At 41.1% G+C, this 11209-nt stretch carries 7 protein-coding genes; 4 read left to right on the top strand and 3 right to left on the bottom strand.

The features are described 5' to 3' along the window. The first annotated feature begins 346 nt into the window (after window positions 1-346). Together QZ735_RS00990 and QZ735_RS00985 are read left to right on the top strand one after the other, a co-directional pair. A complete protein-coding gene (locus QZ735_RS00990) occupies window positions 347-2926 on the top strand; it encodes a TonB-dependent receptor (protein ID WP_294243353.1) in 2580 nt (859 codons plus the stop codon). Between the two features lie 354 nt (window positions 2927-3280). Then, window positions 3281-4732, top strand: a complete 1452-nt coding sequence (locus QZ735_RS00985; RefSeq protein WP_294243351.1) for a T9SS type A sorting domain-containing protein — start codon at window positions 3281-3283, stop codon at window positions 4730-4732. A 394-nt stretch (window positions 4733-5126) separates the two neighbouring features. Here QZ735_RS00985 and QZ735_RS00980 read toward each other — a convergent pair whose 3' ends face one another. From QZ735_RS00980 to QZ735_RS00970, 3 genes are all read right to left on the bottom strand, one after another. Then, on the bottom strand, window positions 5127-5444 hold the full coding sequence (locus QZ735_RS00980; protein ID WP_294243350.1) for a helix-turn-helix domain-containing protein: 318 nt from the start codon (window positions 5442-5444) through the stop codon (window positions 5127-5129). Between the two features lie 11 nt (window positions 5445-5455). Continuing rightward, on the bottom strand, window positions 5456-5743 hold the full coding sequence (locus tag QZ735_RS00975) for a hypothetical protein (RefSeq protein WP_294243349.1): 288 nt from the start codon (window positions 5741-5743) through the stop codon (window positions 5456-5458). 188 nt (window positions 5744-5931) lie between these two features. After that, complete coding sequence (locus tag QZ735_RS00970; protein WP_294243348.1) at window positions 5932-6351, bottom strand: helix-turn-helix domain-containing protein; 420 nt, start codon at window positions 6349-6351, stop codon at window positions 5932-5934. A gap of 996 nt (window positions 6352-7347) precedes the next feature. On the opposite strand from QZ735_RS00970, the gene QZ735_RS00965 reads away from it, so the two are divergent. Further along, window positions 7348-10332, top strand: coding sequence for an ATP-binding protein (locus tag QZ735_RS00965; protein ID WP_294243347.1), 2985 nt, complete (start codon window positions 7348-7350; stop codon window positions 10330-10332). Further along, a complete protein-coding gene (locus tag QZ735_RS00960; protein ID WP_294243346.1) occupies window positions 10307-10924 on the top strand; it encodes a response regulator transcription factor in 618 nt (205 codons plus the stop codon). The genes QZ735_RS00965 and QZ735_RS00960 overlap by 26 nt, the downstream gene beginning before the upstream one ends. Window positions 10925-11209: the final 285 nt, after the last annotated feature.

The raw sequence follows: 11209 nt of genomic DNA, 5'->3' as shown, positions 1-11209 counted from the left end.
TCAGTTTTTTCATAATTTATTTATTGGATTAGAGACAAGGCAATATCCTACACCTGTAAGGCATTGCCGGATGTTTTTTGAGTTTCAAATTTCATACCTCAGTGAAGAATGTGGTACGTAAAGTATTTTACCCTCTACCGGTAAAATAAGGATCATAAACCATAATTTTTAAAAACGAAGCAGTGGCCTGTTGCATTTTATTCGGTATTTTCCTTTAGTTTTTGTATCTTGTTAAAGAGTAAACCAGAAGCCTCATAAATTGTAAACCCGTTGTTCCCGTTTATTTGCGGATGAATAGCTATGATGGAATTTAAAACGGCAGTTAATTTATTCCAAGTTTTACATAATGAATACCTATTTACACCGTTTCCTGTTCTGTTCTGCTGCTTCAACGTCCATATTCATTAACGCACAGGTAAGGCCTGCTAACAGGAAGGCTGCAAATGGCGACAGTTTGCGCATCCGTTCTGTAGAAGAAGTAGTGGTGTCAGCTTCCAGGACGGCAGAAAATATTTTTAAGACTCCGGTTACGGTAGAAGTTCTCAACCAGGCATTTCTCCGGAATACGGCTGCACCTTCTTTTTTTGACGGCTTGGAAAACGGTAAAGGCATACAGATGCTGACGCCAAGCCTTGGATTCAAAATAATCAATACCCGCGGTTTTGCCAATACAACCAATGTAAGATTCAGCCAGCTGGTTGATGGTATGGATAATCAGGCGCCGCATTTAGGGGCTCCGGTTGGAAATGCCTTGGGTCCCGGAGATCTGGATATCGAACGTGTTGAAATCATTCCGGGTACCTCATCGGCTTTATACGGACTGAATGCGGTAAATGGACTTGCCAATTTTATTACAAAAAATCCTTTTACCGCTCCCGGTATATCCGTTCAGCAGAAAACCGGAGTCAACCGGCTTGGAAATTCCGGTGGTACTGCAACGCTGTTCACTGAATACAGTTTCAGGATAGCACAGAAACTTTCAGACCGGCTGGCTTTTAAGGTCAACGGGACTTTCACCAACGGCACAGACTGGAAGGCTGATAACAGGGATGATCTTAATGCTGATGCCAACAGGGCTCTGGGTATTCCCGGCGGGATGTTTAATCCTGCATACGATCCCGTCAACGGATACGGGAACGAATCATCCAACCGCCGGACGCTGACCCTTGACGGCAAACGCTACGTCGTCGCCAGAACCGGCTACCGTGAACAGGACGTTACCGATTACGATATCCGCAACAGCAAAGCAGATCTCGGACTCTATTATAAAGTTGATCCGCGTACCACGATCTCCTATACCTACCGTTTTGCAGAGCTGGATAACGTGTATCAAAGGGCTAACAGGTTTGCATTGAAAAACTATCTTTTGCAGCAGCATTCGGTTGAGGTTAAAAATGATTTTTTTCTTCTCAGGGCTTTTATAACAGCTGAAAACACCGGTAAATCCTATAATCTCCGGTCGGCAGCCGAAAACCTGGACCGCCGGTTTAAGACGGACGAACAGTGGTATACCGATTATACCGCTGCGTTCAACACCGTAATGGCAACTTCGGGAGCAGACATCCTCAATGCACACACGCAGGCCCGGATCATTGCCGATAAAGGACGGCTGCAGCCCGGAACGGAAGCTTTTAAAAATACGCTGAACGAGCTGGCCGGAATTAACAATTGGGATCAGGGAGCTGCGCTTCGTGTACGGGATCAACTGGTGCATGGAGAAGTTCAGTTCGACCTGTCAAAAATGTTGAAGGCTCTTACCGCTGGCTCGGGCCTGCATATTCTTGCAGGAGCGGATACCCAGGCCTATATCATCCGGCCGGACGGGAATTATTTCATTAACCCTGCACCGGACAGAACTTCCGATACTTTCAGTTACGGGAAGACAGGGGCGTTCCTGCAGGCCGGTAAAGACCTGTTCCGGGGAGTCCTGAAAATTTCAGCTACCCTGAGGATGGATAAGAACGACTATTTTGATGCCCGGTATAATTCGCGGTTTACAGCGGTGGCTGCACCTTTCAGGAATCAGAGCTTACGGATGTCTTTCCAGAGCGGCTCACGATTTCCCAGTATTTTTGAAGCTTTTTCCAATGTCAACAGCGGCGGCGTAAAGAGAATAGGAGGGCTGAAAGTGATGTCCGACGGCATTTTCGAGAATGCCTACCTGCGGAGTTCTATTGATAAGTTCCAGGCCGCCGTAACTGCCGGATTCAATAGTGGTATGACCGTGGCAGAAGCCATACAGAAGGAAAAGGGCCTTCTGGTAAAGAATACGTATACCTATCTGAAACCTGAACACATCACATCTTTCGAAGCCGGTTACAAAGGCTTTTTTCTGAAAAAGAGCCTGAAAGTGGATGCCGATTTTTATTTTAACCGGTACAATGATTTCATCGCACAGGTTGAAATGAATGTTCCCAATACTACGGTGACAGAAGACATTCCCACATTTTTAAACAACAGGAATCAGCAGAGCCGCTACCGCATGTATACCAATTCCCAGAGCGTCGTGTACAATTTCGGAGGAAGCCTGGGAGCAGGTTATCTTTTGGGCAGCCACTACCTTATTTCCGGAAATGTATCGTATGCAAAATTAAGCAGGACCGACAATAACGACGGCTTCGAAGACGGCTTCAATACTCCGGAATGGATCGGCAACCTGTCTTTCGGAGGAGAGCACGTGATCAGCAACCTCGGTTTTACCATAACGTATAAAAGGCAGAGCAGCTTCTATTGGCGCTCATTTCTGGTCAACGGGGAAGTGAAAGCATACGGGACACTGGATGCACAGGTTAATTACACTTTTTTCAAAGAAAAGCTTACCGTAAAAGCGGGAGCCACGAATGTACTGAACAGGTATTACTATTCTTTTCTGGGCGGACCGGGCATCGGAGGTTTATATTATACTACCGTAACTTATAACCTCTGATCTTCTCAGAAATCATCAACGGATCAGCAGGAACTGTGAGCTAAGCAGTCTACAGAGCATTGACCGGAAGGCATCAGGCATTTTTATCCTGTCATCAGGGTATAACGGTTTGCTCCTGATACTTCTGTTAATACGGTCCGGGATAGGGAACGTAACCTCATTCCCATCGTTTTTCCAGATCTGGAGGATTACATGATGCAATACGGACAGATAAGAGATAGTATTTCTTGTATAAAAAATGATACAAAAAAAATTCGTGGATTTATCTGCATCCTATGTATATTTGACATCAGAATAATCACTACACCGCATCGGGATATAGATGATATCAGTCAATAAAAAAACACGTCTCCTATGAAAAAAATAAGCACCCTGACAGCCATAATCCTGCTGTCTCTAAGTAGTTCTCATGCTCAGATAACACTTACAAAAGATGTATCTTTCGGAAATAACGGAACGGTAACGATCCAGGATGTGGCATCCTCCAACAGCTGGCTTCTGATTATTCCATATACCCATAATACCTTTCAGGGAAATAAAATATTTGTTTCTTATCATGGGATCGATCCAAACAATCCCCTGGTTTCTCCTACTCAGTTTACCAGGCTGAACAGCAATGGGTCATTGGATACTTCATTCGGAAACAATGGAAATATACTTGTTCCTGCTTTTGAGGCCTATTATTTCTACGCGAATGAAAATTTCTTTTACCTGAATTCCGGCAAGAAATATCTTTCAAGCGGACAGCAGGATGCCGCATTCAATACCGGACCGATGCAGAATAACCAGGACTGGAATTACAAGGTCGTTTTATCTGATAATAAAATACTGTTGAGAGGAGATAGTACTTTTACTAAATATCTTACTGACGGCAATCCGGATTCTTCATACGGAATTAACGGGACCTTAGCGGTCAGTGCACCGGTAGCCGCGGACGCCAACAGCAGTTACGAATATTTTTTCGGCAAAGATCAGTCTCTCTATGAATTTGTAGACCCTTCACCCGGACAGTCAGCTGTAAGGAAAATAAACGTCAGTACGGGAACCCTGGATTTGTCATACGGACAGAGCGGATATGCCCAGGTGAGAAATACAGCAGTACCGGCAGCGGCAGCCTTCGGGGGCAGTGTGGAAAGTCCGCTTGCCGACGGATCGTTCATCAATAAACTTTCAGACGGTTCAGCTCTTTATTTTACCAGGACTAACGGTCAGGGAGCCTTAGACAGCAGTTTCGGAATAAACGGGGTCGTTACGGGCAGTACTTCTTTTACCAGCAATGGTACAACGTATTCCGTTTCCGGAATGAAACCTTTGCTTTACCAAGATATGGTCCTTATGCCGGCACAATATACCGACTCCCAGGGACAGACCAGTTGGGGTGTAAGCGCCTATTCTTTTAACGGAAGCGCCTTGACCGTGAACGGAAGTGCTTTTTTCCCGTTAACAGACTTCTCTTACAACTCATGGTCTTCCTTAGGTTTTTTATTTGCAAAAGACGATTTCCTGTACGCTATTTATGAAAACCACATTACCCGGTACGTTATACAGCGGCCTGTACTGTCCCTGAAAGAGCATCCTTCAGATCATGAAAATGCAATTTATTTCAATAATCCTTTCGGGAATGAACTTTTACTCCAAACCAAAAAAGCAATAAAAAAGATTGAAATACAAGACCTTACAGGACGCATCGTGGCAGAAGCAACTTCTCCTTCCATAGATACTTTCTTACTGCCTTCAGGCAATTACGTTATTCTTATAACAACGGAAGACAATAAGGTAATTTCGAGAAAAGGTATAAAATTATGATGCAGATTCATAATGGATATGCAGCACTTTCGCCTCATCTAAGCAGAATAAACATAGACCAGATTAAATAAAATAGTTAGTTCATCTTTTTAGATTCCGGGCGCAGAAAAAAATGAGTAAAATGAGACCCTGCTGATTTTTATTTCTGCCCCGGTTTTTTTATCATAGCACAGGACAGAAAAAGAATACGCTGAGATGGTTGAGACGGATACGGAAGCCTTTCACTTATGATGATAATGGATGATGGCAGGAATATACAGGATTGAAAATGATTAAAGATGTTCAACCGCTAAATTCCGGACTGTTATATGTTATTATGATTCTGATTCTGATTATCATGCGAGCTAAAGTGAAATATAAAGAAGAGTCTGCAGCATTCTACTGTTATCCACTACTAGACCTGAAAGATCTTTTTCCATTTCTGGAGGGTATTTCTGCTGAGGTTAAAATGCCTTGCGGCAGTTACATTCGTCATCCGGTGCTTTTTCTGATAATTTAAGATTTCAAATATCGTATGCCGGTCATAAGATTTAAGCTTTTGATTATAGCTTTTGGAATCTTTCCTGGAAATGATAGTGTTTAGGGTGATAATATCCATTGTATTCAATTCTTTTTTGTTGAGAATGGATTGGCATGAGTCTGATTTATCCGGAAATTTATCCGGGATCATCTCTGAGTATATTTTCTTGTAATCCGGAGCATTCTTATTCATAGTCGGTTATTTTAATAAAGTATCTTGAATTCTTTTCTTGCTTTTGATATTCTACCATCTTTAAAATACAGGGCCAGAAAATATTTTCTTTGTATTCCTGTATCGGTGTATAAAGTATAAGTCCATCGATCTTCTTTCATGGAATGTGATTCATTCCTTCCCAGAACCTCTTCGGCTTCAACCGGTGATTTTCCTATAATAAGACCATTATCCAGAAGGTCCTTCAGATAGTATTTTCTTCTTTCCGGATGTTTTTTCCAGATCCTGCTGTCAAATTTTTTGTGATAAAAGAAATACATAAATATTAAAAATCATATTAAGTGAGAGGGAAATACCGGATTTGGCCAAGTGCTGCTGATAAAAGTGCTGATGCATACTTAAGCTGAGGTCAGGCAGAAATATTCCGGTGATTATACTTATCATCACCGGTGTTGTTTCCTTAACTCCGTGAGCCTCTTCTGAGGCTTTTATCATTCTGATAAACAAATTAGTTGCTTATTTTTCTATATTTGGCAATCCATTTATAGAGCGTGGTTTTAGGTATTTTATACTGCTCTATGATTTCAATTTTTGTTTTTCTCCCGGTTTCAACAAGTTCCAGCATATAGTCAATCAATTCTTTACTGTAAATGTTTTTACGGAATTGTGGCAGTGCATTTTTCGTTTTTTTGGCAGGGGAATGATCAACGGTATTCCCGGTAGCAGGCGCATGCAGGATAAGATGCTGGGAATAAATACGGAAGAAATCATATTCCAGTATTTTGCTCCATCGCAAAAGCAGATGGCTGTCTATACTCTCTGCTTTGTACATAGACTTTATTTCTTCCTCTGTACATTTAAGAAAATTAGACAGCCGGTTGATGCCTATTCCAAGTTCATCTGAACGCTTTTTAATCAGTGTTCCCATATGAAGGTTTTTAAAATCCATAATCAAAATATTAATACTTATCAAAAATGGCCAAACTGGCAGGTCCGGAGCAGCTGCGATCCGGATTTGTTACAGCGGGTACTCTTTTCGCACAATGAGGGCTTAAATTGAAAAGATATACATGAACATCGTCCAAAAAGAAGGGCTTCTGCTGCAAAATCACCGTCTGGCATTATACTGCTGTACGGAAACAAATTTATTTTTAAAACTTTACTTTTAAAGTCTGATGCGTGTATAATTTATACTACAAGTCTGTCTTATTTTTTCTAACCGATGATCATGTATAATTTCGTAGTGATCTATAGTAGATTTTGGGCATACAGTATTATAAAGATGATTAATAATTTAAAAGACTTGCATAATCAGTAATTTTTCATTTGTTCTTCAGCATGTTCTTTTAATCAGCGCATAGAATAGGAGAGAAAGGATAGGATGTTTGAGGAAAATTCCGATAGCCTTATCATGAATTCAGAACGAAAAATAACAGCAGCAGGTACCAACACTTACGGTATGAATGTATTTTGAAAGTGATCATTAAACACTAAGGTCACCTGTCCGGCCAGAAAAAAAATTGCACTGCAGACTCGTTTGAATACAGGCCGGATCGGGACACCGTTGAGAATCGACTGGAAATCATATATTCTCTATATAATATACATTGTGTTCTTATCAATATAATATTCCCGGAGAACAACTCATTATCGGATTGAATTTTCCGAAAAACTTACGATTACTTCCAGGGGATAGTGTAAAATACCAACATCCCTGTAAACCTGAGCAATGCCGGCAATTCCTGTTTTCTTCCCTGCTTGATATATGGAACAAAACTTTATTCGGGACAAAATTATTCAATATGAAGTATTTAATACGAAATTAGAGTGTATTTATTTTTATACAATTTTGTCTAAATTTTACGACATTTCCATATTTTTATATTTTTAACAAGTATATTTACCCAGAATTTTTTCAACAGATATGCTTTTGCGGATTATAGTCTTATCACTTTTTTTTCTGTCTTTTATCCGAGCACAAAAATTTTCTTCAACATGGTACACTACGGATAACGGCCTTCCTCAGAATAGTGTAAAAGATATTGTTAAAGATAAATACGGATTCATATGGATAGCTACTGAAAAGGGTGTCCTGCGGTATGACGGGCAGAATTTTATAACATATTACGATCTGGAAATAAATAATTTTCATTTTAAGACCTTTACAGGCAGTATTGAAAAAGACAGCATCACTATTTTCAATGACCGGAATCAGAATGGCTTACTGATCCGCAACCGGAAGCCTTTAGAGATAACGCCCGGCAAATTTCCAGAAGGAGAATACATAGACGGAACTTATTATCCGTACTATTGGAAAAGGGCCTGGATAGAATCCAAGAATGATGCGGGTTATGTGATCCGAATGAGCACAGGTAAGTATTTGATCACCCGGAACCATATTGTTTATTACCGTAAAAATCAGCCTGTCAGGAGTATCGGTCTTGAAGTTGATCCCAGAAACATGAACGGGGTATTTGTTATAGGCGAAACTTTATTCATCAGGAGTTCAAAGCAGAGGATGCTTACCGCAATTACACAGGGAAAAGATGAAGGAGTGCGCAATGGACTTTTCACAGATCCTGAAAGCATGATCTATTGGGAACAGGTAAACCGCCAGGTATTCATCATCCGTCATCACCAGATCTATCTGGTCAGTTACCGCAACAGGCAGCTTACGGTAAAAAAAATTCTGGATTATCCGGGATTTGCCAATGAGCGTTTTTATGCGATGTTTTATGATCGTGAATTTGGAAACCTGTACTTGGGAAGTCTTTATAAAGGTTTACAAATTATCAGACCAAGGCATTTTTCATGTGTCAGGAATACCATTCCCTATCAGATCTCCCAGTTTAACACATTACTACCGTACAGTGCCCGTACCGTGATAACACAGGACGGTTCAGTATTCGGCAGGACGGCAAAAACAGCAGATCTTGGATTTGATCAGAAGAATAATTACAACAGTATGCTGTATGATCATTCAGGTAATGTGGTTTGTTTCAGGGATCATCGTATTTTTCGCTACAGCCGAAGCAGTTTATTTAAGAAACGGAAAGAAATCATTCTGGATCTCGATAATATCCGCCATGTATTCAGATCGGCAAACCGGTACTTTGTAAGCGGAAGCAAAAAGGGTATTCATTTTCTCATTGAATTTACCTCCTCAGATTATTCCGTAGAGAAAACACGTTTCCTTATGAATAGTGCCCCGGACTGTGTAAGAAGGTACAGCCATGATATCCTGCTGATCGGCTGTCCGGACGGCCTCTACATGCTCAGGAACGGAAAACCCTTACCTGAAAAAATACCGGGAATCAGCAACACCAGAAACATTTGCCGGTCGCGCGACGGCCGGTTCTGGTTTATGACTTATTCTGATGGTATTTTCCTGCTGAAAGACCGCCAATTTATTCCTGTTCCTCCGGATGAGCAGCATCACCTGGATACCTCCCATGACCTGCTGGAAGATTCTCTTGGTTTTTTATGGATCTCTACCAATAACGGCTTATATAAAATCCGCCGGGACTTCCTGTTTACATCCATGTCCGCAAGACAAAGCCGGGTTTATTATTACCGTTATGCCACACGCGACGGTTTCAACAGCAATGAATTTAACGGAACCGGACGGCCCGGAGCATGCCGGCTTCCCGGCGGCGAATTCGTTTTTCCTTCTATGGACGGACTGGTTTTCTTTACTCCGGAACAAACCCCTTCCTTATATCCTGATCCTAAAAGTATTACAGTAGAGCGGTTGAAAATGAACGAACGGACGTTGTTGTTCCATAAGGCTTTTACCCTGCCCCGCGATTTTAAAAGAGCAGAAATCTTTATTGATGTTCCTTATTATGCCCATCCCGAGAATCTCGTAATTGAGACGGCCATGGATCAGGATACCATAGGTAACTGGAGCAGGATGGGAGATGCGAAAAGTATACTGATTGATGAAGAAATTGCGCCGGGAAACCATGTTTTAAAAGTACGTGTGCTTACCGGGAACGATGGGGTGTACACCTGTAAAAAAATTCAGTTCTATGTAACCCCTTATTTTTATCAGACCATCTGGTTCCGGGGAATTGTCGTAGCATCCATAGCAGTGTTGATGGTATTGCTGATAAAAACAATAACCCGCAGACTTTATGAAACCGTAGACAGACAGAAGAAAACCATCAGGTCCGTAAAGGAAAAGCTGGAACAGACGCAGGATAAACTTAAGAATGAAACCGGTTACCAGGAAGGTCTTTTACAGGCTATAACTCACGATATTGCTACTCCTATCAAGCATCTCTCCAATCTTGCACAGATGATGCTGGAAAATGAAAATCCGGACCAGCAAAGGAAATATTTTGACAGTGTATACCAGTCTACCGAAGAGTTGTATAATCTTACGATAAGCTTCAGGGAGTATCGCCAGGCTTTTAACGGAGATCAGCTGTCGGTAGCTGATTATCCGCTGAGAGATGTTGCACAGGCTAAAGTAAAGCTATTCTCAGACATGGCCCATTACCGCAATACGGAGATCATAAACCATATTCCTGAAAGCCTGCAGACCCAAATTAACCCGAATATCATCGGAATTATTTTTCAGAACCTCATTGATAATGCCGTAAAGCATACGATGAACGGTACCATCGCCTTGCATGCCTATGCTCACAATCATGATATTGTGATTACCCTTATTGATGACGGGAAAGGAATGACCGAAAGTCAGCTGGACTACTACAACAGCCTGTACCGGTCTGAAAGTGAAAAAAACCTGGTGTTTAAAAATTTCGGACTCGGCCTTCATCTCGTGATACGCCTGATAAAAAAACTGAACGCACAGATAGAATTTAACAAGAATTTTCATCAAGGAACTGTAATAACCATAAAACTTATAAATGCCTATGTTCAAAAAAATACTCATTGCTGATGATCATTCCGTAGTAAGAATGGGAGTGTCTTTTGCTTTGGAATCCTATGACCGAACCATTGAAATAGAATTTGCAGAAAGCTATTTTGAAATTGAGCAGATCCTCTCGCAGAAGCCTGTTGAACTTCTCATCATGGACATCCAGATGCCCGGTATAGAGAAGAACGTCATCAGAGAAATAAAAAAAATCTATCCTTCTCTTAAAGTATTGTTGTTTTCAGCATACAGCGGGGATGTTGTTTTGCAATACATCACAGAAGGGGCAGACGGGTATCTCAATAAACAATGCAACAGCAGTCAGATTACCGAAGCCGTAAAAACATTATATGAAAAAGGATTTGTTATTCCGCCCGATACCACGCATGAAATCTTACGGCTGTCTGATAAAATAAATCCGGAAAGAATTCTTTCCGACAGGGAATATGAGATTTTCATGCTTTTTGTCCAGGGAATGGGAAATCTGGAAATTACCAATACGCTGTCGATCAAGCCAGGAACGGTAAGCACGTATAAGAAAAGAATATTTGAAAAACTCAAGGTTAAAAGCATCGCAGATCTGGTGAAGATTCATATAGGTACTCCTAAGATATAGATACTGCACAGAATAAAATAACGGATGCTAAGGTAATGTAATGGCATCTGTAATCTCTGGTTTTTTCTGTTCAGGATATTCTCTTTTTAAACCCCTATGCAATCATTTGCCGGCTGCTGAAAAAAAGTGGAATTGATGGACTCATGGTTTAAATAAGAATAAAATGAGCGGATATGATGGGTGCCATTTGCTGTAAACGTTCATTGCATGAAATTCATTTCCTGCTGGCTGGTTATCGGAACGATGATGAAGGATCTGATGCTAAATTTAACATTCCTTATCAAA

The organism is uncultured Chryseobacterium sp. (assembly GCF_913776365.1).
Classification (GTDB): domain Bacteria; phylum Bacteroidota; class Bacteroidia; order Flavobacteriales; family Weeksellaceae; genus Chryseobacterium.
This window is presented reverse-complemented; position numbering and strand designations above follow the sequence as displayed.

Coding starts and splice junctions, on each gene's coding strand:
- QZ735_RS00990 (WP_294243353.1), top strand. CDS start 347: ATGAATACCTATTTACACCGTTTCCTGTTCTGTTCTGCTGCTTCAACG.
- QZ735_RS00985 (WP_294243351.1), top strand. CDS start 3,281: ATGAAAAAAATAAGCACCCTGACAGCCATAATCCTGCTGTCTCTAAGT.
- QZ735_RS00980 (WP_294243350.1), bottom strand. CDS start 5,444: ATGAATAAGAATGCTCCGGATTACAAGAAAATATACTCAGAGATGATC.
- QZ735_RS00975 (WP_294243349.1), bottom strand. CDS start 5,743: ATGTATTTCTTTTATCACAAAAAATTTGACAGCAGGATCTGGAAAAAA.
- QZ735_RS00970 (WP_294243348.1), bottom strand. CDS start 6,351: ATGGGAACACTGATTAAAAAGCGTTCAGATGAACTTGGAATAGGCATC.
- QZ735_RS00965 (WP_294243347.1), top strand. CDS start 7,348: ATGCTTTTGCGGATTATAGTCTTATCACTTTTTTTTCTGTCTTTTATC.
- QZ735_RS00960 (WP_294243346.1), top strand. CDS start 10,307: ATGTTCAAAAAAATACTCATTGCTGATGATCATTCCGTAGTAAGAATG.